Origin of the sequence: Bacillus cereus group sp. BfR-BA-01330 (genome assembly GCF_022663885.1) — a bacterium.
GTDB lineage: Bacteria > Bacillota > Bacilli > Bacillales > Bacillaceae_G > Bacillus_A > Bacillus_A cereus.
This window is the reverse complement of the sequence record NZ_JAKUGK010000004.1, coordinates 285,175-308,721: the sequence shown is the minus strand read 5'-3', so window position 1 is coordinate 308,721 and position 23,547 is coordinate 285,175. Positions and strand designations below refer to the sequence as shown.

Here is a 23,547-nt window from a genome sequence, read left to right as displayed (position 1 = left end):
AGGATCGATATGGAGACGATTTTACAGTTTAAAAATTTGGATTATTATTATGAAAGTAATGGAAAAAATGTAGCGATACTAGATAATGTTAACTTTTCTTTTCAAAAAGGACATTTCTACACGATTTTAGGACCATCTGGATCTGGTAAAACCACAACTCTAAGTTTAGGTTGTGGACTGGATGTCCCTAAAAATGGTTATGTACTGTATAATGGCAAAGATATTAGAAAAATTGGTTTGGATCGATACCGTAATCAAAATGTATCTGTAATTTTCCAATCTTATAACTTAATTACCTATATGACCGCTCTTCAAAACGTCTTAACAGCAATGGAAATTACAGGTGTTAAAGTGCAAAATAAAACAGCAAGAGCATTAGAATTATTAGAGAGGGTAGGACTCACAGAACTTGAAGCGAAACGAAACGTCCTGCAACTAAGCGGTGGACAACAACAGCGTGTAGCAATTGCTCGAGCACTATCGTGTAATGTTGATTTACTAATTGCAGATGAGCCGACAGGAAACCTCGACGAAGAAACCGCAATGGATATAATAGAACTGTTTCAAGAACTTGCACATAAAGAGAATAAATGCATTATTGTTGTGACTCACTCACAGGAGGTTGCTAAAAAATCAGATCGTGCAGTGTATTTAAGTAAGAAGAAGTTAGTCATAAATGAAATCTAATATAAACATCGTAGCTGTTTAATTCACATATTTTTCAAAAACTAGACCTTTCAAAAGCTTATATTTGATTTATAATAAAATCAAGCCATAATCAAAATGGTCTCCCTGTACTGAATGTTAAAATAGTTTGTCGTTCCCGTTTTAATAATATTTTTAAAAGAACTTGTAGGATATTCTACAAGTTCTTTTTATTATAATTGGTTACCTATATCATGGGATAATCACACATAGTTATTGCAGAATTAAACCTACAATCATAATTAAACTAAATACTATTATCCAACCAAACACACAATAGCCAAAAATTCTAATCCATTTAGGTAATTGATTCATGTTAATTTTATTTGAGGGAACTCCCTGCATAGAAAACATCATTTTTTGATCTCTATCTCTATTATTTTGCTGTTCATACATAATATCATCACCTTTCCAGATATATTGAGTTTGTAGTATATCAACCTAAAGAAATTCATGTACAGAATAAAAGGGGATAGCATATATATTATGTGGTGGACTTTATAAATAAATGCATTTAATCACCATGGTTCTAAGCACTAATCCGTTATAAATACTGAAAAAGAGCCCTACATAAATAGGACTCATTTTCTTCAAATGTTAAGTTGCTGGATATAAATCAGAACCAAGGTAACGTTCTTTTATAATTTGAAGATGATGAAGCTCATGACCAGCAATGATGTATGCTAATGCACGAACTGTAACTTCAGAATTATTCGCATTTCCTCTTTGTGACCAAGCTTCTTTATCTAAGCTTCTAAGTAAATACAGGGTAGATTGGCGAACAACTATTAAATTCTCAAGAAGATCTTGCATAGATTGCTTATCAAAAGCAGCTCTAAGAACATACATATCATCATTATAGCCTGGAAGTTCTGCTGTCTCGCCTCGAGCGATTGATAGCAATCGATACGCCATAATCCGTTCTGTATCTGCTATATGACCGATTACTTCTTTTATACTCCATTTAGTAGGAGCATACCGGAAAAGTCCCTCACTATCAGAAATTTCCTTTAATAAGAGATTCGTTTCCTTCATTTGTTGTTCTAGAATATGTATGATATTTCCGTCTGATACTAAGTTGGTATACGTTGCATAATAGGAGTTATATTCACTTACTTGTGGCCTTATTTGCATACGAATCATCCTTTATGTTTTATGTTTAATCTTTACATATAGCTTACCATAAAAGAATTTTAAATTAATCTGAAAAATGGAGGGAAATATGCATTTTTCATCTTCCTTTTCAGTTTCATAGATGAAATGCATCTCAAATAAGAGAATCTAATTTGCTGCTAAGCGGAATTTCGTTTTTGCTGTTATAGTAAAAGATAAATATGTAAATTGAATACAGTTTGTCACCACTTATGATAATTACCATTTAAGAAGCAATATATATCATTAAACGAAAAACCTGTTAATAAGTTTATACTTACCACAAAAACAAACAAACTCGTCCTATTTAAAGGAGAGTTTGTTTGTTTTTGTGTTTAGATAATGGAATACTCATGCAAAATTGTACACTATGTTCCATATTTTTTATTGAATACTTTATATCTAGCGTTTCAAGAATTTGTTTAACAATATATAACCCCAAACCACTTCCTCCAGTATTTCGATTTCTTGATTTTTCAATTCGATAAAATGGTTTGAAAATTTGTTGTAAATCTTCATCTTTAATATTGACACCTGTATTTATAATTTGCATTTCGATTTGACCTTGTTTCGAATCCTCACTTAACTTTATATAGACTTTTTCATTATGTGGTGAATACATAACCGCATTGTGAATAATATTTTTACATGCTTTTTCTAAAAGAGCACAATCTGTATAAATAGAAAGATCAGAATCAATTTCTTTTATTATTTCGATGCTCTTTTGAGAAGCAAAAAATTCGAGATCTTTTGTGATTGTACCTATTAACTTTGAAGGATTAACTTTCTCTACTTTTAGTTTGAAGGTGTGTTGTTCTAATTTCGATACGCTTAAAATTTCACGAACTAATTGTTCCATACTTTCAATAATTTGATGATTTTTCTTTAAATATTGATCGCGATTTTGATAAGGGCCAATATTATAAATCATCCCTTCTAAGTAGCCTTTCATTACAGTAAGAGGGGACTTTAATTCATGTGCTACAATCGCAAAAAACTCTCTGCGTTTTGTTTCTATTTCTCTTTCTTTTTCAATATCATTTTTTAATTGTTCATTTGCTTTTTTTAAATCAAACATAGCTTGTTGCAAGTTAATAGACATGTCATTCAAACTATTAGATAATTCTCCTAACTCATCTGTAGAGCGAACCTCAATTTTTTCGGAGAAATCTAAATTTGCCATCTTTTGTGCACCTTCATTAATATAAATAAGTGGCTTTGTAATAAACCTGGAATAAAAATAAGCACTCCCTATACCAATAACGAGCACAATGATACTAATATAGGGGAGAAAGCGTACTAAAACCTGTGAAGCTTCATCAATCGGTTGAAATGTAGCAAACACTACAAGCGTTAAACTACCATCTTGAAATTGAATTGGTTTCGTAGCGTTATATGAATTGCTAAGGGTACTTGCATTCTCGAATCGTGTTGCTTTAGTAACTACTGTTTTTTGCGTACCACTTTGAATAAAAGAAAATGAAGGAGAGTAAATAATTACTCCTTCTTTATTTTGAAGATAAAGCATCGCATTATTTTTTTTTGCGTATTCATCAAAAAGTGGTATCGCATCTTGAAACGTAAGATTTTTAGATTTATCAATGATTTCGTTTATCCCTGTTTGAAGTTGATCTGTTTTATATTGCTCATAAAACGTAGGGAGAAAGAAGTATAAAGTTAAATAAATCAATACTGCAAAGGATAACAAAATGAGAGATGTAGTCATAAAGAGTTTGTAAGTAATTTGCTTCATCTTCATGAGTTTCACAATACTATTCATCAATTTTATAACCAATACCCTTTATTGTTTTAATATAAGGGATAGCTAATTTTTTACGTAGATTTTTAATATGTGTATCAATTATTCGTGTTTCTCCAAAATAATCGTACCCCCAAACCTTCTCTACGATATTTTCTCTTGTAAGTACTTTTCTCTCATTTTGAAATAGTAGTTGTAGAATTTCAAACTCTTTTGTCGTTAATATAATCTCAACGTCATTTACATATACTCTATATGCATCCACATCGATACGCACTTCTTTAAATATCAAATGATTATTTACATTTTTATCATAACTTCTTCTAAGTACAGCTTCGACTCGTCTAATCAAAACATGAAATGAAAAGGGCTTTGTTATATAATCATCGATCCCAAGGTCGAATCCTTTCATTTGATCTTCCTCTTCTTCCAACGCAGTTAGCATAATAATTGGTACGTTTGACTGACTTCGAATCATTTTAGAAACTTCAAACCCATTAAGATTGGGCATCATGACATCTAGAAGAATTAAATCAAATGATTGCTTATTAAATTGTGTCATACCCTCTAGTCCATCTGAAGCGACTACCACTGTATAATGCTGTGTCATTAAAAATTGTTTAATTAATTCCTGAATTTCTTGATCGTCCTCTACCACGAGAATATGATAGTTTTTCATAATATCACCTCTGGTAGTCATTATAGCCGTACTATCTGGAGTTTATGTGGAGATACAGTAGTAAACTTCATAGGACGTTTACTACTAAAAAATATTATTAGCTATATTACTTTTTTATGGAGAAATAATTGTTTTAAAAAACTTATCGTATGAATTGATGTACGATTAATATTTACGAAAAACTAATGTATAATAACGTGAAATGTATGTAGTTTCTTAAAATTCGCGAAAATATACTTTTGCTTCTTTACCAAAAGAGGAAAAGGAATTTCAATATAGAAGAAGCTACCGTAATACTAGAGTGTGTGCCAAGAACTTTGGATTTCTTTCATCTAGTTTCTATTTAATCGTTAATCACTACATAACAATGTTCTTGCTAAACCAAAAGTTTAAAGGTACAAACTTGGAGAGATTTATATAATGCTAGAAAGGTTGTGAAATGATTTGATGGGTTATAAAGCGATGCTGTTTGATTTAGATGATACATTACTTGATAGGGATAAAGCAGTAGAGGCATTATTTTTAATTGTTTTAGAAAAGTGTTATGAAAATGTAGATGGTTCGGCTAAAAGCAACATGTTACAGAAATTCAAAGAATACGATAAAAGAGAATATGGCATAAGTAATAAAACGACAGTTTTAGAATCATTGTTTGATGAATTCACGCCGAAGTATAGATTGCCACGCAATTACATCCAAGATTTTTGGAATAATAATTTCCCTAGATGTTTTTCAATAGACCAAAATACTATTCATTTCTTAAATCAAATAAAGAAGCACTTTAAAGTTGGAATTATAACAAATGGCTCAACTCAGAGGCAAAAAGCTAAAATATTTAACACGAATTTAAATAGGTATTTTGAAACAATCATTATTTCTGAAGAAGTGGGATTTAGTAAACCTGATAAACGTATATTCGAACTAGCATTAAATAAGTTAAATTTACAACCGGAAAATACTTTATTTGTTGGGGATGACTTAGAAAAGGATATTGCTGGTCCTCAAAATGTAAATATAAAAGGTGTGTGGTTTAACCCTCAGAAGATCAAGAATACTACCAAAATACAACCGTATGCCGAGATTAACACTTTGGATAGTTTGTTAAGTTATGTTACTCCACAATATTTTTATAACAAGTAAAAGTAATTCCATATATATATATTCAAAAATACAAAAAAGAGAAACTATCATTAATTTCATTGACCGTATTAGTAATAAAAAATAGATATTTACAACAAAAAATAGAGGCCATTTTAATAGCTGTGGCTAATTTAATCTATGATTAATACGAAGTTTTGTAAAACAATTTTACTCATACTGTGTAAATTATAAAGGGGGAGGACTATGGAAATAAAGAAAGTAGTAATCGATGGAATCAATATTGCGGTCATTAGGAACGATAAGGTATTAATATCGGATGTTCAGTCTGCATTAGATACTATGGCAACAGTTCAATATGAGGTAGATGCGAAACATATTATTATCCATAAATCTTTAATAAGTGAAGATTTCTTTGACCTAAAAACACGGCTTGCGGGCGATATCCTTCAAAAGTTTATAAACTACAAGGTAAAGATTGCTATTGTTGGAGATTTCTCTATGTATACTAGTAAAAGCTTAAAAGATTTTATTTATGAATGTAATAAAGGGAATGACATTTTTTACTTAGCAACTGAACAACAAGCAATTGAAAAACTAAGTACATTAAAGTAATAATTATATCCTGCTAAATTCCCCCATTTCACTTAGTTCATAATTATATACGATATAGAAGAACTGATGTTTGTGGTAAACTAAGAGATGAATAAAGGGGGAGTTTTTTTGAACAATTTTAATAATATAATCCAAAATTTAAATAATATAGTTTACAAACCTAACAACTTAATGATTACGAATCTAAAAGAAGAAAAGCAAAACGCAGAATATGCCGGATGTTTATTCCACTTAAATAACAAAACCATTCGTTTTAGAAAATCAAAAGTTACACCTAATAAAATTGGTCAATTTGTTTCTTTTTGGGAGAAAGATGAAAATATGCGAAATAGAGCTTTCTCTTATGAAGCTGCTCCTGATTTATTAGTAATCACTTGTATTGCTGATAATAAACTAGGGCAATTTATTTTTCCTAAAGAGATTCTTCTTAAAGAAAAAATATTGAGAACACAAAGTCAAACAGGGAAAATGGCAACGAGAATTTATCCTGTTTGGGATACCACTGTTAGTAATCAAGCTAAAAAGAGCCAAACGTGGCAACTTCAATATTTTGTTGATTTAAGTGATAGTAATAATTTGCCTATAGATAAACTATTAAATTTATATTCGTAGCTTTTGATTTGCCCCAAAAAGAAGTGATTACAAAAAACATGTGTAATCACACCTCCTATGTGAATCGTAATTTTTGTACCGGTACAGTTAAATGAAATGTACATTGTTACAGTGCCCCTTAAAATTTACAATCAGCATATATTATTTAAACTTATAAATTTTTAAGGGGTGCTAAATATGACAAGTTTACAAGATCAGCTTTTCACAAGATTAAATCTTAAAAAACGTAATGATGTAACGTTTGAAGAATTACCTACCATACTCTTTTCGTTTGCGCATACTATACCATTTGAGAATTTAGATGTTATAGCACGAAATACGAATCAAATCTCTCTGGAAAACTTACGAGAGAAAATTTTAACTAGTTCCCGTGGTGGACTTTGCTACGAATTAAATACTCTTTTTTACTATTTCTTAAGAGACTGTGGCTATGATGTACAACTGGCATTAGGTACGGTTTATAAAAACGATATAAATGCATGGGCACTTGAGGATGGCCATATAACAATTATTTTAACTTATGATAATGTACAGTATTTAATTGATGTAGGTATAGCTTCGTTAGTACCTCTTGTTCCTGTACCTTTTACTGGCGATTCGGTTTCTTCAAAAAATGGTTCGTACCGGGTGAGACGGAAAGATACGAATAAAGGAAATTATGTTTTAGAAAGAATAGATGCTGCTGGAGAATGGAAAGTTTGTCATGCTTTTTATAAACATATTATTGATGAGATAGTAGTAAATGATGTTCAAAGAAGAGTGATAGAAGATGAGAAGTCTATTTTTAATAAAGGACCAATTGCAGTAAAGTTGACGAACTCTGGCCATATTTCATTAACGAATACAAGTTTAACCGAAATTATTCATGGGGAAAAAACTAAGCGTGAAATTACAGAAGATCAATATAAAGAGTTTTTATATACTTTATTTGCTATTAAGTTATGAATAATAAAGATAGCGGGTTCTTATTCAGAAGCGGCTATCTTTATTATTTTTGGTGTAAATGGTTTTCTTCTAATATGTTTCGGAAACTGCGGTATAGTTAATGTTTTTAATGTTTCCTCAGCTTCTTCATATGTATGAAAAATTGGTTCTTTTCCATCATCCCCTTGTAAAACTAGCCCTTCATCTCGGATTACATATGGCATAAAACCACCCCATCTAGTAAAGAATTATGTTCTTTTGCAGCAGAATAATACGATTTAAAGTTTGATTTTCTTAATACATATAATACACTAGAACAGTACGAAAAAGTATGTACAATGAATTTTGAATGTAAAGGAAGATTATTATGTCAGTTATTGATAAATTGAAACTTAATAAGTATACAAATATGGTCGTTATTAACGAACCAAGTGATTATGACATTTTTACAGGTAAAGAAACTGCATTCTCAAAAGAACACGATGCTATCTTTATATTTGTAGAAACGCTTGATGAAATGGTGAAACAAACGAATTTTATTATTAGTAATGAAGAATTACTAATTGAAAAAGGTTACGTATTCTTCGCATATCCGAAAAAAGGTAATGCTCGTTATAGTACGTTTATTCACCGTGATGAGATGTTTCCGGCATTAAACGTTGGAGAAGATGGTTATGTGGGAGAAAGCGATATTAAATTTGCACGAATGGTAAGTATGGATGAAGTCTTTACTGTTGTTGGTTTAAAACGTGAAAAGAAAAAAACAACAAAAACATCTGCTATGAGTCAATGTGTTGCCGATTATGCAGATCGAATTAAAGATGTTGAAGCATTATTAGCTAATCATCCGAATGAACTTAAGTTTTATCAAAGTTTAACGCCTGGATACCAAAAAGATTGGGCACGTAATCTTTTTTCTGTGAAACAAGAAAAAACACGTGAAAAACGTCTAGAGAAAATGATAGAAATCCTTTCACAAGGCTACAAAACAATTGAATTATTCCGTAAGAAGAAAAAATAATGATTAAGGAAGTCACAATGCTGCAACAATTAATTGTGATGAGTACATTGAAAAAAGCATTCCTTCCATTATACTAAGGAATGTTCTTATATTTATATAATTAGCAAAAGAGAAAAGGTGTTTGAAATGAAATCGTATATTGTAGTTGGATCAGGAATTTTAGGAGCGTCTACTGCTTATCATCTTGCTAAGGCAGGTGCGAATGTTACTATCGTGGATCGCCAACAATTAGGGCAAGCAACCGATGCAGGAGCAGGTATTGTATGTCCATGGCTATCACAGCGCCGTAATAAAGCATGGTATAAAATCGTTAAAGGCGGTGCACGTTACTATTCTTCGTTAATTCAGCAATTAGAAGAAGACGGTGAAACTGACACAGGATATAATCGTGTAGGTGCAATTAGTTTACATACTGACGAGAAAAAGTTAGATCAAATGGAAGAGCTAGCTTATAAACGACGTGAAGATGCCCCGGAGATTGGTGAAATAACTCGCTTATCAGCTGAAGAAACAAAAAAATTATTCCCAGCATTATCAGACGAATATAGTTCTGTTCATATTAGTGGTGCTGCACGAGTAAATGGAAGATTATTACGCAATGCATTAATAAGTGCTGCGAAAAAACATGGTGCAACTTTCATAAAAGGCGATGCTATATTAGTCCGTGAAGGAAATCATATTACGGGAGTTACAGTAAACGATGAAACAATTTTAGCGGAAAAGGTTATTGTAACTGCAGGCGCATGGGCGAATGAAATCTTGAAACCATTAGGAATTAATTTCTTAGTTACATTCCAAAAAGGACAAATTGTTCATCTGCAAATTGAAAATACAGCAACAGAAAATATGCCAGTTGTTATGCCACCAAACGATCAATATATTTTAACGTTTGACAATGGTCATGTCGTAATTGGTGCAACACATGAGAATGATACTGGTTTCGATCATCGTGTAACAGCAGGTGGTTTACATGAAGTATTCCATAAGGCATTAGCAGTTGCACCTGGCTTAGAAAATGCTACAATGCTTGAAACGAGAGTTGGATTCAGACCATTCACACCAGGATTCTTACCTGTTATCGGACCACTACCTAAATTTGAAGGAATTCTCGTTGCGAATGGATTAGGGGCTTCGGGTTTAACAGCTGGTCCATACTTAGGAGCGGAACTTGCTAAACTAGCGCTCGGACAACCGATTGAATTAGATTTAAATGATTATGACGTTGCTGGCGCAATTGAATAATATGGAGTACTGCTAACATTTATGAAAAACCATGCTAAACAAATTCGACAGAGAATAAGTAGTTTTTCCTCTATTAAGAGTAAGCCTGTTTATGAAAAATAAAATTATTTTAAAATAGAGGGCCGACATTATAAACCTGCATTAATAATGTAGAATTGTGATGGCGGCTCTTTATTCATATTGATTTAAAACTTATTTTCGAGAGGAGGTTAAGTAATGAGAGCGCCATATCAAGTATTGATATTTCCTTATATAAAAACTGCCGATTCTATTCAATATGCCATTTTTAACCGAAGTGATTATGGTTATTGGCAAGGAATAGCTGGTGGCGGAGAAGACGGTGAGATTCCTATTGAATCAGCAAAACGGGAAGCGTTTGAAGAGGCTGGTATTACAAGAGAATGTCCATATATACAATTAGATTCTGTGTCTTCGCTACCAGTAGAGGATGTAGTTGGAGGATTCCTTTGGGGAGAAGAGGTTTATGTAATAAAAGAATTTTCTTTTGGAGTTAAAGTCCCTACAAAAAACATATCATTATCTAAAGAACACTTTAATTATAAATGGTTATACTTTGAGGAAGCAGTAACGCTTTTGAAATGGGATAGCAATAAAACAGCATTGTGGGAATTAAACAAAAGACTATTAAAACAATAAAAGTTTTTGCTAACAAAAATAGTTGTGGAAGAAGAATTGAACCATTAACAAACCCTTGCTACACTTCTAAACAATGTTTTATAGATTTGGCATGGGTAATGAACGAAGAGAACTTGTACTAAGAAAAGCCCTATACAGTTGACTCTGAAAAAATGAAAATAATTAGAAATATTTTTATATCGTACGGTTTTTGGCTATGAATAACGGAATAAATATTAAGTATTCAACAGTTTAAATAAAACGAGTTAGCTTTTTATTTTAAGAAGAAAAATGACTCGTTTTATGCTAAAATTCGCTTAGTGTATATTTTCGTTAAAATGTGGGTGGGCCCCCTTTTAGCAAAAGCGGAGTGGGAATGATGAGTATAAATAGTTTTGTGGGATTGATAAATGACGAATTATTAAAAGAGGTAAGTATCAGAAGTGAGGATGAATTCGAGCCTGTAGTAGTTAAAGATATTCCTAGACTTTGGAAGTGTTTAGGAACAGGTAATTATGCCGCAGTATTCATGCACAAAGAATACAAAGATTGGGTAGTGAAAGTTTACGTGCGAGAAGGAGAAGGAATTGAAAAAGAGTCAGAAGTATACCGAAGAATTGGAGATCATCCTTCTTATTCAAAGCTTATATATAAAGGAGAAAATTTCATAGTATTGAAACGTTTAAAAGAAATTACCTTATACGATGCTATTCATAAGGGGATTAAAATTCCTAAGCAAGTAATACTTGATATTAATGAGGCTTTAGAGTATGCGAGGGAACAAGGGTTAACTCCTTGTGATGTTCACGGGAAAAATGTGATGATGGAAAAAGGAAGGGGATATGTAGTCGATGTATCTGATTTCTTAAAAACAAAAGAAGATAGTAAGTGAAGAGACCTAGAAAAGGCATATTTCACCTTTTATTTTCCTTTCATATATAAATTGCCTTTCCCGGTTAAAATACCGTATTTTATGTTAAACATTGTTAGACGTTCGTACAGAAAATATAAGAAACTTAAAAAGAAATTCAAATTGTAAAAGGACCACATATGTTCCTGAAAACGATTTGAATTCACATAAATAACTTTAGAAAAATTTAAAATTTTGTTTAAGGGCTACTTCAAGACCTTAGCTTGCTGGGCATATGGTGCTACCTCAAAATATAAAAAGATTAGGAGTGAATCCTAATCTTTTTATTTATACATATTTTTGTTAGTTATATCACTATCAATTCCAAAACGGGATATTTTGAATAAATGAAACCGTTAAAATAAGTGTTGATACGGAACCAGCAGTTACTAAAGTTACTATTTTTCGTCCATTCTGTTCTTTTGAAGGTTTTATAAGTTCTGTAATTAACAAAATCCATATTATGATAGATACTATTGAAATAATATTTATAGACATATGTAACACATCCCTTCGTGTTTTTACATAAATATTTCTGCTTTTATAAAATAAAAGCAATTTAACAAGAAAATATGTAACGCATTAAAAATCAATATTTCCCTGTTAAACCACCTTTTTTAAATAGAAATACGACTGATAAAACGATAACAACAGCCTTCAAACTGCCCCAATATGGATAAATAGCATGATCTGTTAGACTAGCATATTGAAAAATATTCTCTAAACCGAAAATTCCTATCATGACTGCTAAAATGAATGAAGCTGATCCATACGTCCCTTTATGATAGAGGGTAAATAAGTATACTGCACATATAAGTGGTAAGATGATTTGTAATAAGAGTGTCATAATTGATTCCCCTAATATATTGATACTTATATTATATACAAAATTGTAATAAAAAGGAATACAACTTATTTGATACTAACAAAACTACTCTAATCATATTCTTCTATAAAAAGAAGAAAAAGGGGTGTACAGTTAATTGACAAAAGTTAAAGTTAGTTTACGACCCATTGTTCATAACGTAAATTTACCAACCGTATTGAAAACAACGATACTTCCAGGTGAATCGACCGAAAGACTATTTATCGCAACCCAATTAGGAGAGATTTTTTACATAGGGGACGGAGTTATAAAGACATTTTTAGATATTCGTCAACAAATTATTAAATTAGGTACATTTGAAGGTGTTTCTAGTAGCGGTTATGATGAACGCGGATTGCTAGGACTTGCGTTCCATCCACAATTTTATCAAAATGGGTTATTTTATCTTCATTATTCAGTAGCTGGAACTCAAGGACCAGGTGCATTTTCTGAGCAATTTAAACCGAATCCTTGTGACCCTAAAACGTTAAATTTAAAGTGGGTTAATAGAAATACACAATATGATCACATTGATACAGTGGAAGAATGGACTTTACAACCTAATGGTCAAGCTCAAAAGCGACGAACATTACTGAATGTAAGAAGACCATTTTTTAATCATAACGGAGTCAATAGTTTAAACTTTTCACCTGAGACTGGAAAACTTGTTTTTACAAATGGAGATGGCGGATCAGGTTATGATCCATTTAACTTAAGCCAAGATGATTTAGAAATAGCAGGAAAAATAATTGAAATCGATGTAAGTAAAAATACATTTATAAATAACCCTCCTGTAGTTACACGCTTTAATGAACTTCCTTTATCTATACAAGAAACACTTACAGTAATTGCAAAAGGAGTACGTAATATAACCGGCATTTCATTTCAAAGGTTTTATAATCAATATATCAAATACGCTGGAAATGTCGGACAAGATATTGTAGAGTCTATTTTTTCATTTGTTCAATATAAACCTATACCGGTTACAGAACTTGTTCAAATGCATTTTATGAGATTAACTCCCAATCAAGATGGGTTTATCAATTTTGGGTGGCGAGGATGGGAAGGGGATTTGCCTACTTCTTTTATACGACATTGTTCCGAAAATCAGACTTTGGATGAGAGAACAATGGTTTATTATGATGAAACAATACAAACTTCAGTGAAGCGTATTCTGCCTCTACTTAGTTATTTTCATAAAGATTCTAGAACAGATAAGTTTGGAGGAACTTCACTTACAGGAGTTCAGCCATATATGGGAAATTCAATTCCAAATTTAACAGGTAACGTAGTGTTTACTGACCTTGCTAAGAAAGAAGATTCTCGACCGCCAGTTAAGGGTGTTTTAGCGTATACTAGAGCAGGTATAGACGGTAAACATGCTGACTTTCATGCTATTGAAACCAATTATGATTTTGGTACGCAAGCAGCTTATTATATGAGTTTAGGAACAAATTTGAATCAAACTAGATTATATTTAGGAGTTTACGGTTCTATGAAAGTAACTGATTTTAACAAAGGTACCATTTTTGAAATTATCCCTTAATACGATACAAATTATCAGTCTAAAAATATAATATAAGGAATTCATTCTGTTCCCAAAACGCACGACTTAACTTATCCCCCTAAAAATCTTCAATGTATGAGCATCTATTAACTTGCAGAAAGTAACTCATAAACCGTATGTGTACGAATAATATAGAAAGTAATGAATGAGGTGTCTTTAGGGGGGATTTTAATGAATCGGTTTGTACGTTATTGGTATCAACTGATGATAGAGCATGATATAAGCTTTGTTCATAAAAGAAAATTGTCCCTTGCGAATAAGTTAGTACTTACAGCTTTGATGAGTACATTAGCCACCATGTTTCAAGCAGCAGCAAACCTAGTTCCTGGTATAGGTTTGCTCATTAGTCCATTTTCGACATTACCGATTTTTTTTGCTATTTTCTATTCTATTCGTGAGGGAATACTTTCTTATATTCTTACTATTTTTCTATTATTTATTATTGAGCCAAGTGAACTAATTGTCTTTCCTTTTACTACAGGCTTATTAGGTCTAGCCTTAGGAGTATCCTTTTTAAAATTAAAGAGGAGAATTTGGATTGTTTCCTTTTCAGCAACTTGTCTAATTATTGGTATTATGATTGTTCTCGATGTTTTCCGTTTTCCGGTACTTAGTCCTGCTGTTCATACAACTATGGATATAAAAATTATTTTATCAATATCTATAATGAGCTTTCTATACTGTTGGATTTATGCAGGTTTTTGCAGAATAATGATGAATAGATTATATAAAGTGTTGTATTGACAATGGCATAATGAGGATTGGAGATTGAATTCATGACTAACGTTGCAGTTAGAAGACCGAATTTGAATGATGTAGATGAACTATATTTATTTTTCCGTATCGTTATTACGAATACATACAAAAATGAAGGATTGTCACAATCATTGGATGACATAGAAAATGAAATTAACTCAAAAAAGCAGTATTTGAAAAGTGATTTTGATAGTAACGGAGAAGGTCGTTACTTTTTATTAGCAATTGATACAAGTAACGATAAAATCATTGGAACAATCGAAATCGGTCCAGCAAGTACATTGATTAATAGTTGTACAGGTGGTGTACTTAAAAATTTGTATGAAATAGGAACTGTATTCATACTTCCGGAGTATCAGAGAAAGGGAATAGGGAGTTTATTACTACATACAATGTTTCTTACATTACTTAGCAGAGGGATAACAGAATATTGTTTAGATAGTGGATATAAAAATGCGCAAAGTATATGGACGAAAAAGTTTGGAAAACCTAGCTATGTATTGAAAGATTACTGGGGAGAATCCAGCGATCATATGATTTGGAAGAAAAGTTTACATGATACACCTATAATATTTGAATTATAAAATGAAATATGCCTCTGAACATAGCTTTTCTTACTTATGTATGCTATTATTTATCTTTATAATAAAAGAGGACGTGAATGAACTTGATTAAAATTAATATTCCTGAAGCTGATGTTTCAATTACTGAACGTAAACAAGTTATTAAAGGAGACGAGCCAATCATTACTCCAATTAATGGATTTATCGATTTCCACTTGTTCCCTAGAGATAAAGGCGGCATTTTTATGTTTTACAATATTAATGACGAACTTCTTTTCGTAGGTAAAGCTCGTAAAATTAGACAACGTATTAAGAAGCATTTTGAAGATAATGTTTCACCAATTAAAAATCACCGTGATGAAGTATACCGCATTGATGCATGTATCGTAGAAGATCCAACAGAAAGAGAAATTTACGAAACATATATCATTAATGAATACAAAGCGAAATATAACGTTGATAAAGTATTCTACAAATAATCAACATTAATAAAAAACAATCCTAGCTAATATGCCAGGATTGTTTTTTATTTAGATTTATTCTTCATATCTTTCTCCTTTTTTCAAATGATTAGCAGCAACAAAACAGATTACACCTATAAATATAAGTACAATACCAACCGTTTTATGTTTTCCCTCAAAGAAAGGAATATCTGAAATAACATTTGTCATACATAGTCCTAAAAATACAAGGATAGGGCCCACCCAAAGTAATACATTACCGAATTTTGTGTGCTTCCACATAATAACCCTCCTTAACCCTCTTTACATATATATCCATAAATGAAAAGTAAATTCATAGAGAAATATAGTTTTTTTCATATCGAAAATTTACCCCTCATATATTGGTACAAGCAAAAGAGAAAGGAGACCATCATGAATTGGTTAGAAGCTTTCATACTAGGTATAATTCAAGGTTTAACAGAATTTTTACCAATCAGTAGTACCGGACATCTTTATTTAGGAAGGCATTTGTTCCGATTAGATGAGGCTGGCTTATTTTTAGATACGATGCTGCATATTGGGACTTTACTTGCGGTTTTTATTTATTACAAAAAAGAATTTATATATTTAATTAAAAACCCATTTTCAAAGCTCATGTTATTACTTATCGTTGGGACAATACCCGCAGTTGTTATTGGTTTATTGTTTAAAGACTTCTTTGAAGATATTTCAAAAACAGGAATCACGATCGGTTGGGAGTTTTTAGTGACCGGATTCTTTCTCTACATGGCAGATAAACAAAAGAATGGTCGTAAAAAAATGGATGACATAACATATAAAGACGCATTAATTATCGGTTCATTTCAAGCTGCTGCTATTTTTCCAGCCATTTCTCGTTCTGGAATGACAATTGTCGCTGCATTATGGAGAAAATTAGATCGTGAAACAGCTGCTTACTTTTCTTTTTTACTTTCGACACCAGCCATTGTTGGAGCTATCATTTTGCAATTTGTAGACGTTTTTCAAGGGAAAGCAGAATCTATTTCTAGTACATCTTTAATTGTCGGAACGTTATCAGCAGCGTTTTTTGGATACATAGCCGTTTCATGGATGATTCAATATTTAAAACGTCACTCCTTAAAAGTATTCGCGTATTACGTATGGGGATTAGGTATTTTAATTTTAACTTTGCAATTTACTGATGTATTTTAAGTATAATGATAAAGAAGTTAATTAGTTTAAGATCCTGTTTCATTCATACAAGGCAGGATCTCTTTTTATTAAGGGGGAAAATATGTTTAATAAGGCTATCGTTATTGGTGGAAGTATGGCAGGAAAGTTTGCAGCAAAAGCATTATCAACTTTTTTTAAAGAAGTAATCATTTTAGAAGTCGGTGAAAAATGGGATGGAAAAGCTTCAAGAAAAAGAGTTCCACAAAGTAATCATCCTCACGTGTTATTAAAAGGTGGAGAAAAAGCAATTGAAGAATTGTTTCCTACTATTACGAATGAATTAATAGAAGCGGGTAGTATTATAAACAACTTTACACGTGATTTGAAATGGCATCAATTCGGTCTATGGAAACAACCGTTCATAGGGGAAGTACATATGATTCAACAAAGTCGTCCTTTACTAGAATGGCATATTCAAAAACGAATACATCAAATTTCAAATATTACTATTAAATATGAAACATTGGTTAAAGGGTTATTGGTAGATGAAAAGCTTAACAAAGTGTGTGGAGTAAAAGTTAAATATTTAGAGACAGACATACAAGAAGAAGTTCATGCAGACCTTGTAGTTGATGCGAGTGGATTTGGCTCAAAAAGTATAGAGTGGTTACGAGAATACGAAATTGAAGTACAAGAAGAGAAAGTTCGTATTGATTTATTTTACGCAACGAAAATGTTCAAACTTAAAGAAAATGAGAAATTAGACTGTTGTAATATGTTAATGTCTCCGAGTTTCCCTGATAACCCTTATGGCGTTCTTATTCAAACGATAGAAGATAATCGTTATTTTGTTACTTTCAGTGGATACGCAAACGAGAAAGCACCACAAACAGATGATGAGTTTTATGATTTTGCTGAAAACCTATCAATTTCTAATGTTACAGACTTCCTAAACAAGGCTGAGGGAATTACTGATATAAAGACATACAAAATTCCCTATCAAGTACGCCGGCGATTTGATTTAGTGAATAATGTACCAGAAGGCTTATTAGTTGTTGGAGATGCGCAATGTCGTTTTGATCCCGTTTTCGGCCAAGGCGTATCAGTTGCTGCTATGGAGGCTCACCAGTTGCAATTACTTCTGCAAGGTAGAAAACAACTTGATAAAACATTTACACAACAATTTTATAAAAAGGCAGCTAATATAATAGAAACCCCATGGGATATGACAACAACGGAAATATCACGTCATCCGCAACTAAAGAGAGAATTAACTACAAAACAAAAATTTCAGCTATGGTATACGAAACAAATATATCGACTATCCGCAAGTAATTCTGATGTTTATATTCGGTTAGTACGAGTGATGAATTTAATTCGTAGTCCATTTCATCTTTTTCATCCGAAAGTGCTACTATCTGTATTACTTAATCGAAAGTAATAGCAGGAATATAATTGATTAAAAAAGAATGTATAACAGTTAGTAAATCAAGAAGGAGAATACGGGATGGAAATATACATAGAGCAACTAAAGAAACAAGATGCTAAAGATTTATTTATGTTTGAACTTACGAATAAATCTTTTTTTGAAACAATGGTACCAAATCGTGGCTCAAAATATTTTGAATTTGAATATTTCCAAAAACTACTAGACGATTTATTAATAGAACAAGCGGATGGAGATTCTTATTTTTATTTAATTCGTAATGAAGAAAAAGAAATTGTAGGGCGAATCAATTTAGTAGATATAGATACGGAAACTCGAATTAGTTCGCTCGGGTATCGGGTCGGAGAAAAATTTACTAAAAAAGGAGTTGCTACAGCAGCCGTAAAATTAATTTTAGATGTAGCGAAAAATAATGAAATTACTGAAGTTCATGCTAAAACAACTACTAATAATCTCGCATCACAAATTGTACTAGAAAAAAGCGGATTTTCTTCTTATCAAAACGAATCAGATACAACTTCTGTAGAATTAAATGGAGAACATGTGAAGTTTGTACACTATATTTGGAGAAATACTTCACGCTTATAATAAGGAGGACTTATTCATGAATGATTTACGTTATCCAATTGGCCAATTTACATACAAACGTCCTATAACTGAAGAAATGATTGATACATGGATTCAAGAAATTGAAGATTTACCAAATGAACTAACAAAGGCAATTAAAGATTTAGATCAGAAGCAGTTAGATACACCATATCGCGTTGGAGGTTGGACTGTACGTCAAGTAGTTCATCACGTCGTTGATAGTCATATGAATAGCTACATACGCTTTAAATTAGCACTGACAGAAAAGAATCCCACTATTAAGCCGTATAAAGAAGAGAAGTGGGCAGAGTTACCCGATTCAAAATTACCGGTAGATGTTTCACTAGTAATGCTAGATTCATTACATAAAAGATGGGTTAACCTTTTATATTCTCTAGAAATTGAAGATCTAGAAAAGACATTTAACCATCCTGAAACTGGTGAAACAAAACTTGCTGCTGCAATAGGACTATACGCATGGCACGGACGGCATCATACAGCTCATATAACTTCATTAAGAAAGCGACTAAATTGGTAACATGGAGATTACATTAGAGAAGGCGACAGAAAGTGATGCAGAAGTTATATTTCAAATGCAAATAGACTCATTTAGCCCTTTATTACATAAATATAAAGACTATGAAACAAATCCAGCAAATGAAACTATCGAAAAAACTATTTGTAGAATAAATCATGTAGACGGTGGCTTCTATAAAATAATAGTGGCAATGAATCTTGTTGGAGCGATATGCATTTCACAAAAAGAAACACCCTCTAAATTTTGGATCAGTCCAATGTTTATTCACCCGAGTTATCAAGGAAAAGGAATTGCCCAAAAGGTACTTACATTAATTGAGGAAATGTTTCCTGAAGCAACGAGCTGGGAACTTGCTACTATTTTAGAAGAAGAGAAAAATTGTTTTTTGTATGAAAAGATGGAGTATAAAAGAACAGAAGTTATAAAGAAATTAAATGATGAAACTACACTTATTTATTACAAAAAAGAAAGGTAAAGCATATAAAATACGCTTTACCTTTTTATGTTATTTTAGATTAAATATACAAAAACAATGTATGTTCTTCCAAAATACTCAGGTTAGTAATTTTAAAAAATGAATAAAAATACAAAAACCACTACTTTGTCGTAAAGGTTACTAACGCTTTTTGAATGCTTAAAATACTATCGTCACCTTTAAATTCTTTCGTAATTGGATCCTCCATACTAGACACCCAAATTTTAAGTTCTGCATCTAAATCAAAATGCCCAGCCGTTTCGATGCTATATTGTGTAATACTTTTATAAGGAATAGAATGGTATTCTGTTTTTTTGCCAGTTACTCCTTGTTTATCTACTAAAATAAGACGACGATTTGTAAATACGATTAGATCACGAATTAATTTATAAGCATGCTCTACTTTTTCATCATCTAGCATAATCTTCTCTAAATCACGTTCTACACTTTCAGAACTCGTATTTGATGCATTTCCTAAAATACCGCTAAATAAACCCATATTAAATTCCTCCTTTAATATATGTGGAATGAATTACTTATATTGTAACATGTTACTCACAAAGATATTATGACATTACTTTAGTAGTTTCTGGTTATTGTTGTAATTAGTTTATATAACCTCATCTTAAAATCTTATGCTAATATGAAATTAAGAAAAAAGAAGCAGAGGGATATAACATGAAGAATATTGGTTTAGTATTAGAGGGCGGAGGAATGAAAGGTTTATATACTGCAGGTGTACTCGAATATTTCATGGAAAAGAACTTATTCTTTCCGTATGTAGTCGGCGTATCAGCTGGAGCCTGTATGGGAGCAACCTATTTGTCACGTCAAAAAGGTAGAAATAAGAAAGTAAATACAGAGCTAGTATCAGATTACAGGTATATATCTTATCGAAACTTAATTCGAAAACGTGAATTATTCGGAATGGATTTTTTATTTGATGAAGTACCTAATAAAATTGTACCATTTGATTTTCAAACTTTCTTAAAATGTAATGAACAGTTTGTCATAGGGACGACTGATTGCGAATCAGGACAAGCCATTTATTATAATAAAGCAGAACATGGAAATGATATTTTAAAAATCATTCGCGCCTCAAGCTCTGTACCGTTTATAGCACCTGCTGTAGAATATAATAATCGAAAATTATTAGATGGAGGGATTATAGACCCTATACCAGTTTTGAAAGCCCAAAAGGATGGTTATGAAAAGAACGTTGTCATTATGACAAAGCCAGAAGGATATGAGAAGCAGCGAAATAAATTTTCAGGCCTGGCTAAAATTTTATATAGAAAATATCCGAAAATCGCAGAGAATTTAGTAGACCATTATCGTTTTTATAATGAGACGATATCTTATATGAATCGAGAAGAACAAAAAGATAATTTTTATGTAATTCAACCAAGTGTACAGCTTCCTATAAGCGGAATAGAAAGAAATAAGGAAAAGCTCGTTAATCTATATAATCTTGGGTATATCGATGCTCAATATCATTATGAAAACTTATTAAATTGGATAGATAAATAAAGGGGTGGAAAGTTGAAGTTAGGAAAACGAATTATTTTTAAGGAATTGCAGAAAATGCATAGTCCACTTCATAAACCGTTTCCTTATCGTGCTACAGCAAAATTGCAGCGAGACTTAAAAAGTAAATTTACCGAAGATGACTGTATAAACGCTGATTTTAATCATTATTGGATGCATACAGCAGCTACTTTAAATTCTATACTAAATGGAAACGAACAGAACATTACGTTTCAACAAATAAAGTGGTTAAGAAAATCGTTTTTTGAGTGGTTTCCGCAATATCGTTTTCTAGAAACAGAAATTGTGAATTATCCCATTTTGTATAGAGATTTCATAAGTTATGAGAAGACCAGGAAGCTATTACTTTATTACCTTACTGAATAAAAGCGAAAACGTACAGGTTACATTTAGTTTATATAGGAATTCTAACGAGAAGAAAGAAGTACATATTATAGAATGATGTAGGGGAGGAGAGAGGAATAGCTGTTTTCCTTTAAGTTATTGTCCAATTCGAATACAGTTAGTTATTTATGTTAAAATATTTCGAGTGAAATCAAGCTTTAAACAAAATAAGTCAACAATGCAGAAGGGACAACATTAACATGGAAAACGTATCAAAAATAGATAAATTGGAATCAATAAAATCTTTACAGTCAACAATCCGTAAACTTGAAAATGCCTTATCACAGATGACTCAAAAGGGCTCAAATACTACTTTAGTGAAAAAAAGACTCAAAGCAGCTAGTATCGGCTTAGCCATGTTAGAAAGTGTTTGGAAGCAAGAAACTCATCATTATACTCAAGAAGATTTAGCAGAAGCTCGTAATGTTCTGATTGGTTTGCTTCCATCAATTGAAAAGATTTACGATAAGTCAAAGCTTGGGAGTCCTCAAAGAACACTTTTAGAAAGAAGAATAAAATCATTGGAACTTTCTATTCAAGCGATTGATAATTTTTCTAATCAATAACTTCTCTAAACACATTACTTACGACTACTTTTATATAGGGATTCTAATGAAAAAACTACATATAGAGTACTACAAAAGAGGAAGAGAGGTGACTTCGATCATTAGTCATAAGTTAGAGCAGCTTAAAAATCAATTAAAGAATGGAAACGAAAAAGCTCTTTATACTTTTTTGCATGAAATCAAATCATACACCACTAATAGAACTATGCCCTATAGATAATCAGTATAAACTTATAACGTATATATGGTTAGGCGATCAAAATACTGAAAATGTTTATGTATTCGGTAGTTTTCCTGGTTGGGATCTGTCTGTAAATCAATTACAACGATTGTTACAGACAGATATTTGGTATGTTACGTTTAGAACAAATAAGAGTTTTATTTCAACTTATTATTTTACAGTAAATGATTTTTTCGAAAATAATTGGATAAAGCGTAGTGAACAGTATCGATTAGACCCATTTAATAAAAATACATTTGGAGAAGGTACCAATAAAGCGTCTGTGTTAAAAATAAGTATGGACATGCAGTATAGCAGTCGTTTCCCTTCAAATCATTATCCATCTGGGAGAATTGAAACATATTCTTTTCATAGTTCGATTTTAAATAACACACGTAAAATTCATATTTATACGCCTCATGATTATTCTCACACTCCACATCTTCAAGAACTTCTCATTGTATTTGATGGGAATTCATTCAGAGCCTTTCAATTGAAAAAACACTTAATTATTTAATTTACGAAAAAGAAATCCCATCTTGCATTGCTGTTGCTATAGATCCTGTCGATCGATTAGAAGAGCTAACTTATAACGATAAAATGAATGCATTTTTAACGAAGGAATTACTTCCGTGGATTCAAGCTAAGTATCACGTTTATCAAGAAAAGAATCATACAACAATTGCTGGTTTCAGTCTTGGTGGCTTAGCAGCTTTTTATGCAGCACTTCAAAATCCACATATTTTCGGAAATGTGTTGTCAATGTCTGGATCCGTACATTGGAAAAAGGATAATTATGAAAATACAATTCCTTGGATTGAAAATCAAATTTCATCAATAAATTCTAATGCGACTCATCTACATTCTTACATAGCAGTAGGCGAACTCGAAAACGAACCTCTTTTAACGGCTAATAGACGGCTATATAAAGCTTTAGAAGCAAAGAAATACCAAACCACTTACGAAGAGTTTCAAGGTGGACATGATAGCGTATGGTGGCGAGAAAAGCTATTCGATGGATTAAGGGCATTAGAATTTACAAAAACGACATTAGAAAATAA

The 23,547-nt window shown here is 31.8% G+C and carries 28 protein-coding genes and 3 pseudogenes; 22 read left to right on the top strand and 9 right to left on the bottom strand.

Features of this window, described 5'->3' with window-relative positions; translation table 11 throughout:
- The first annotated feature begins 9 nt into the window (after positions 1 to 9).
- Positions 10 to 687, top strand: coding sequence for an ABC transporter ATP-binding protein (locus MR112_RS13560; protein ID WP_053564280.1), 678 nt, complete (start codon positions 10 to 12; stop codon positions 685 to 687).
- Positions 688 to 918: 231 nt separating this feature from the next.
- Here the strand turns inward: MR112_RS13560 and MR112_RS13555 are convergent, their stop codons facing one another.
- From MR112_RS13555 to MR112_RS13540, 4 genes are all read right to left on the bottom strand, one after another.
- Positions 919 to 1,101 (bottom strand): hypothetical protein, encoded by a 183-nt coding sequence (locus MR112_RS13555; RefSeq protein WP_000273230.1) that lies wholly within the window; start codon positions 1,099 to 1,101, stop codon positions 919 to 921.
- Positions 1,102 to 1,302: 201 nt separating this feature from the next.
- A complete protein-coding gene (locus MR112_RS13550; RefSeq protein ID WP_227899868.1) occupies positions 1,303 to 1,839 on the bottom strand; it encodes a DinB family protein in 537 nt (178 codons plus the stop codon).
- 325 nt (positions 1,840 to 2,164) lie between these two features.
- A complete protein-coding gene (locus MR112_RS13545) occupies positions 2,165 to 3,616 on the bottom strand; it encodes a sensor histidine kinase (protein WP_227899904.1) in 1,452 nt (483 codons plus the stop codon).
- Between the two features lie 13 nt (positions 3,617 to 3,629).
- On the bottom strand, positions 3,630 to 4,295 hold the full coding sequence (locus MR112_RS13540) for a response regulator transcription factor (RefSeq protein WP_000800727.1): 666 nt from the start codon (positions 4,293 to 4,295) through the stop codon (positions 3,630 to 3,632).
- A gap of 447 nt (positions 4,296 to 4,742) precedes the next feature.
- Here MR112_RS13540 and MR112_RS13535 point away from each other — a divergent pair, with 447 nt between their 5' ends.
- The 4 genes from MR112_RS13535 (at position 4,743) to MR112_RS13520 (ending at position 7,565) form a co-directional block, all read left to right on the top strand.
- Positions 4,743 to 5,435 carry an HAD family hydrolase gene (locus MR112_RS13535; RefSeq protein WP_227899903.1) on the top strand — a complete coding sequence of 231 codons (693 nt, stop codon included), beginning with the start codon at positions 4,743 to 4,745 and terminating at the stop codon, positions 5,433 to 5,435.
- 204 nt (positions 5,436 to 5,639) lie between these two features.
- A complete protein-coding gene (locus MR112_RS13530; protein WP_000403464.1) occupies positions 5,640 to 6,008 on the top strand; it encodes a DUF4180 domain-containing protein in 369 nt (122 codons plus the stop codon).
- Between the two features lie 108 nt (positions 6,009 to 6,116).
- Positions 6,117 to 6,620, top strand: coding sequence for a MepB family protein (locus tag MR112_RS13525; protein ID WP_001058866.1), 504 nt, complete (start codon positions 6,117 to 6,119; stop codon positions 6,618 to 6,620).
- Positions 6,621 to 6,797: 177 nt separating this feature from the next.
- Positions 6,798 to 7,565: an arylamine N-acetyltransferase family protein gene (locus MR112_RS13520; protein WP_000202748.1), complete on the top strand. Its 768-nt coding sequence runs from the start codon at positions 6,798 to 6,800 to the stop codon at positions 7,563 to 7,565.
- Positions 7,566 to 7,585: 20 nt separating this feature from the next.
- Here the strand turns inward: MR112_RS13520 and MR112_RS13515 are convergent, their stop codons facing one another.
- Positions 7,586 to 7,768 (bottom strand): hypothetical protein, encoded by a 183-nt coding sequence (locus MR112_RS13515; RefSeq protein WP_001147158.1) that lies wholly within the window; start codon positions 7,766 to 7,768, stop codon positions 7,586 to 7,588.
- 143 nt (positions 7,769 to 7,911) lie between these two features.
- On the opposite strand from MR112_RS13515, the gene MR112_RS13510 reads away from it, so the two are divergent.
- From MR112_RS13510 to MR112_RS13495, 4 genes and pseudogenes are all read left to right on the top strand, one after another.
- Positions 7,912 to 8,565: a YdeI/OmpD-associated family protein gene (locus MR112_RS13510; RefSeq protein WP_000110844.1), complete on the top strand. Its 654-nt coding sequence runs from the start codon at positions 7,912 to 7,914 to the stop codon at positions 8,563 to 8,565.
- A gap of 126 nt (positions 8,566 to 8,691) precedes the next feature.
- Complete coding sequence (locus tag MR112_RS13505) at positions 8,692 to 9,807, top strand: NAD(P)/FAD-dependent oxidoreductase (protein ID WP_242245040.1); 1,116 nt, start codon at positions 8,692 to 8,694, stop codon at positions 9,805 to 9,807.
- A 216-nt stretch (positions 9,808 to 10,023) separates the two neighbouring features.
- Positions 10,024 to 10,464 carry an NUDIX hydrolase gene (locus MR112_RS13500; RefSeq protein ID WP_086693257.1) on the top strand — a complete coding sequence of 147 codons (441 nt, stop codon included), beginning with the start codon at positions 10,024 to 10,026 and terminating at the stop codon, positions 10,462 to 10,464.
- A gap of 358 nt (positions 10,465 to 10,822) precedes the next feature.
- Positions 10,823 to 11,482 (top strand): annotated as a pseudogene (locus MR112_RS13495) (protein kinase family protein).
- 189 nt (positions 11,483 to 11,671) lie between these two features.
- Here the strand turns inward: MR112_RS13495 and MR112_RS13490 are convergent.
- Together MR112_RS13490 and MR112_RS13485 are read right to left on the bottom strand one after the other, a co-directional pair.
- Positions 11,672 to 11,851 (bottom strand): hypothetical protein, encoded by a 180-nt coding sequence (locus tag MR112_RS13490; RefSeq protein WP_000026315.1) that lies wholly within the window; start codon positions 11,849 to 11,851, stop codon positions 11,672 to 11,674.
- Positions 11,852 to 11,942: 91 nt separating this feature from the next.
- The gene (locus MR112_RS13485; RefSeq protein WP_098213695.1) at positions 11,943 to 12,200 is read right to left on the bottom strand and encodes a hypothetical protein; all 258 of its coding nucleotides are present in this window, start codon (positions 12,198 to 12,200) and stop codon (positions 11,943 to 11,945) included.
- Between the two features lie 136 nt (positions 12,201 to 12,336).
- On the opposite strand from MR112_RS13485, the gene MR112_RS13480 reads away from it, so the two are divergent.
- The 4 genes from MR112_RS13480 to MR112_RS13465 all read left to right on the top strand — a co-directional run bounded on the left by MR112_RS13480 (position 12,337) and on the right by MR112_RS13465 (position 15,583).
- Entirely contained in the window at positions 12,337 to 13,764 is a 1,428-nt protein-coding gene (locus MR112_RS13480; RefSeq protein ID WP_098213694.1) for a PQQ-dependent sugar dehydrogenase, read from the top strand.
- Between the two features lie 192 nt (positions 13,765 to 13,956).
- A complete protein-coding gene (locus tag MR112_RS13475; protein ID WP_242245039.1) occupies positions 13,957 to 14,529 on the top strand; it encodes a YybS family protein in 573 nt (190 codons plus the stop codon).
- A 32-nt stretch (positions 14,530 to 14,561) separates the two neighbouring features.
- On the top strand, positions 14,562 to 15,125 hold the full coding sequence (locus MR112_RS13470) for a GNAT family N-acetyltransferase (protein ID WP_000185966.1): 564 nt from the start codon (positions 14,562 to 14,564) through the stop codon (positions 15,123 to 15,125).
- 77 nt (positions 15,126 to 15,202) lie between these two features.
- Positions 15,203 to 15,583, top strand: a complete 381-nt coding sequence (locus MR112_RS13465) for a nucleotide excision repair endonuclease (RefSeq protein ID WP_001048941.1) — start codon at positions 15,203 to 15,205, stop codon at positions 15,581 to 15,583.
- Positions 15,584 to 15,640: 57 nt separating this feature from the next.
- Here MR112_RS13465 and MR112_RS13460 read toward each other — a convergent pair whose 3' ends face one another.
- Positions 15,641 to 15,847, bottom strand: coding sequence for a hypothetical protein (locus MR112_RS13460; RefSeq protein ID WP_000265477.1), 207 nt, complete (start codon positions 15,845 to 15,847; stop codon positions 15,641 to 15,643).
- A 132-nt stretch (positions 15,848 to 15,979) separates the two neighbouring features.
- Here MR112_RS13460 and MR112_RS13455 point away from each other — a divergent pair, with 132 nt between their 5' ends.
- From MR112_RS13455 to MR112_RS13435, 5 genes and pseudogenes are all read left to right on the top strand, one after another.
- Positions 15,980 to 16,759, top strand: coding sequence for an undecaprenyl-diphosphate phosphatase (locus tag MR112_RS13455; protein WP_071713694.1), 780 nt, complete (start codon positions 15,980 to 15,982; stop codon positions 16,757 to 16,759).
- Between the two features lie 82 nt (positions 16,760 to 16,841).
- Positions 16,842 to 18,161: an FAD-dependent monooxygenase gene (locus MR112_RS13450; protein WP_137396759.1), complete on the top strand. Its 1,320-nt coding sequence runs from the start codon at positions 16,842 to 16,844 to the stop codon at positions 18,159 to 18,161.
- 66 nt (positions 18,162 to 18,227) lie between these two features.
- A complete protein-coding gene (locus tag MR112_RS13445) occupies positions 18,228 to 18,755 on the top strand; it encodes a GNAT family N-acetyltransferase (RefSeq protein WP_242245038.1) in 528 nt (175 codons plus the stop codon).
- A gap of 16 nt (positions 18,756 to 18,771) precedes the next feature.
- On the top strand, positions 18,772 to 19,293 hold the full coding sequence (locus MR112_RS13440; RefSeq protein ID WP_000999069.1) for a YfiT family bacillithiol transferase: 522 nt from the start codon (positions 18,772 to 18,774) through the stop codon (positions 19,291 to 19,293).
- Between the two features lies 1 nt (position 19,294).
- A pseudogene (locus tag MR112_RS13435) lies at positions 19,295 to 19,768 on the top strand (GNAT family N-acetyltransferase); the annotation flags it as partial.
- A gap of 121 nt (positions 19,769 to 19,889) precedes the next feature.
- Here the strand turns inward: MR112_RS13435 and MR112_RS13430 are convergent.
- A complete protein-coding gene (locus MR112_RS13430; protein ID WP_000522472.1) occupies positions 19,890 to 20,267 on the bottom strand; it encodes a PH domain-containing protein in 378 nt (125 codons plus the stop codon).
- Between the two features lie 179 nt (positions 20,268 to 20,446).
- Here MR112_RS13430 and MR112_RS13425 point away from each other — a divergent pair, with 179 nt between their 5' ends.
- The 4 genes and pseudogenes from MR112_RS13425 to MR112_RS13410 form a co-directional block, all read left to right on the top strand.
- Positions 20,447 to 21,298, top strand: a complete 852-nt coding sequence (locus MR112_RS13425) for a patatin-like phospholipase family protein (RefSeq protein WP_000789276.1) — start codon at positions 20,447 to 20,449, stop codon at positions 21,296 to 21,298.
- 12 nt (positions 21,299 to 21,310) lie between these two features.
- The gene (locus MR112_RS13420) at positions 21,311 to 21,682 is read left to right on the top strand and encodes a YxiJ-like family protein (RefSeq protein WP_242245037.1); all 372 of its coding nucleotides are present in this window, start codon (positions 21,311 to 21,313) and stop codon (positions 21,680 to 21,682) included.
- Between the two features lie 218 nt (positions 21,683 to 21,900).
- Positions 21,901 to 22,266, top strand: a complete 366-nt coding sequence (locus tag MR112_RS13415; protein ID WP_226368745.1) for a hypothetical protein — start codon at positions 21,901 to 21,903, stop codon at positions 22,264 to 22,266.
- Between the two features lie 88 nt (positions 22,267 to 22,354).
- A pseudogene (locus tag MR112_RS13410) lies at positions 22,355 to 23,539 on the top strand (alpha/beta hydrolase-fold protein); the annotation flags it as partial.
- Positions 23,540 to 23,547: the final 8 nt, after the last annotated feature.

Bases quoted from the DNA above. Each gene is read 5' to 3' on its own strand.
- MR112_RS13560 (WP_053564280.1), top strand. From the start codon at position 10: ATGGAGACGATTTTACAGTTTAAAAATTTGGATTATTATTATGAAAGT.
- MR112_RS13555 (WP_000273230.1), bottom strand. From the start codon at position 1,101: ATGTATGAACAGCAAAATAATAGAGATAGAGATCAAAAAATGATGTTT.
- MR112_RS13550 (WP_227899868.1), bottom strand. From the start codon at position 1,839: ATGCAAATAAGGCCACAAGTAAGTGAATATAACTCCTATTATGCAACG.
- MR112_RS13545 (WP_227899904.1), bottom strand. From the start codon at position 3,616: ATGAAGATGAAGCAAATTACTTACAAACTCTTTATGACTACATCTCTC.
- MR112_RS13540 (WP_000800727.1), bottom strand. From the start codon at position 4,295: ATGAAAAACTATCATATTCTCGTGGTAGAGGACGATCAAGAAATTCAG.
- MR112_RS13535 (WP_227899903.1), top strand. From the start codon at position 4,743: ATGGGTTATAAAGCGATGCTGTTTGATTTAGATGATACATTACTTGAT.
- MR112_RS13530 (WP_000403464.1), top strand. From the start codon at position 5,640: ATGGAAATAAAGAAAGTAGTAATCGATGGAATCAATATTGCGGTCATT.
- MR112_RS13520 (WP_000202748.1), top strand. From the start codon at position 6,798: ATGACAAGTTTACAAGATCAGCTTTTCACAAGATTAAATCTTAAAAAA.
- MR112_RS13515 (WP_001147158.1), bottom strand. From the start codon at position 7,768: ATGCCATATGTAATCCGAGATGAAGGGCTAGTTTTACAAGGGGATGAT.
- MR112_RS13510 (WP_000110844.1), top strand. From the start codon at position 7,912: ATGTCAGTTATTGATAAATTGAAACTTAATAAGTATACAAATATGGTC.
- MR112_RS13505 (WP_242245040.1), top strand. From the start codon at position 8,692: ATGAAATCGTATATTGTAGTTGGATCAGGAATTTTAGGAGCGTCTACT.
- MR112_RS13500 (WP_086693257.1), top strand. From the start codon at position 10,024: ATGAGAGCGCCATATCAAGTATTGATATTTCCTTATATAAAAACTGCC.
- MR112_RS13490 (WP_000026315.1), bottom strand. From the start codon at position 11,851: ATGTCTATAAATATTATTTCAATAGTATCTATCATAATATGGATTTTG.
- MR112_RS13485 (WP_098213695.1), bottom strand. From the start codon at position 12,200: ATGACACTCTTATTACAAATCATCTTACCACTTATATGTGCAGTATAC.
- MR112_RS13475 (WP_242245039.1), top strand. From the start codon at position 13,957: ATGAATCGGTTTGTACGTTATTGGTATCAACTGATGATAGAGCATGAT.
- MR112_RS13470 (WP_000185966.1), top strand. From the start codon at position 14,562: ATGACTAACGTTGCAGTTAGAAGACCGAATTTGAATGATGTAGATGAA.
- MR112_RS13465 (WP_001048941.1), top strand. From the start codon at position 15,203: ATGAACTTGATTAAAATTAATATTCCTGAAGCTGATGTTTCAATTACT.
- MR112_RS13460 (WP_000265477.1), bottom strand. From the start codon at position 15,847: ATGTGGAAGCACACAAAATTCGGTAATGTATTACTTTGGGTGGGCCCT.
- MR112_RS13455 (WP_071713694.1), top strand. From the start codon at position 15,980: ATGAATTGGTTAGAAGCTTTCATACTAGGTATAATTCAAGGTTTAACA.
- MR112_RS13450 (WP_137396759.1), top strand. From the start codon at position 16,842: ATGTTTAATAAGGCTATCGTTATTGGTGGAAGTATGGCAGGAAAGTTT.
- MR112_RS13445 (WP_242245038.1), top strand. From the start codon at position 18,228: ATGGAAATATACATAGAGCAACTAAAGAAACAAGATGCTAAAGATTTA.
- MR112_RS13440 (WP_000999069.1), top strand. From the start codon at position 18,772: ATGAATGATTTACGTTATCCAATTGGCCAATTTACATACAAACGTCCT.
- MR112_RS13430 (WP_000522472.1), bottom strand. From the start codon at position 20,267: ATGGGTTTATTTAGCGGTATTTTAGGAAATGCATCAAATACGAGTTCT.
- MR112_RS13425 (WP_000789276.1), top strand. From the start codon at position 20,447: ATGAAGAATATTGGTTTAGTATTAGAGGGCGGAGGAATGAAAGGTTTA.
- MR112_RS13415 (WP_226368745.1), top strand. From the start codon at position 21,901: ATGGAAAACGTATCAAAAATAGATAAATTGGAATCAATAAAATCTTTA.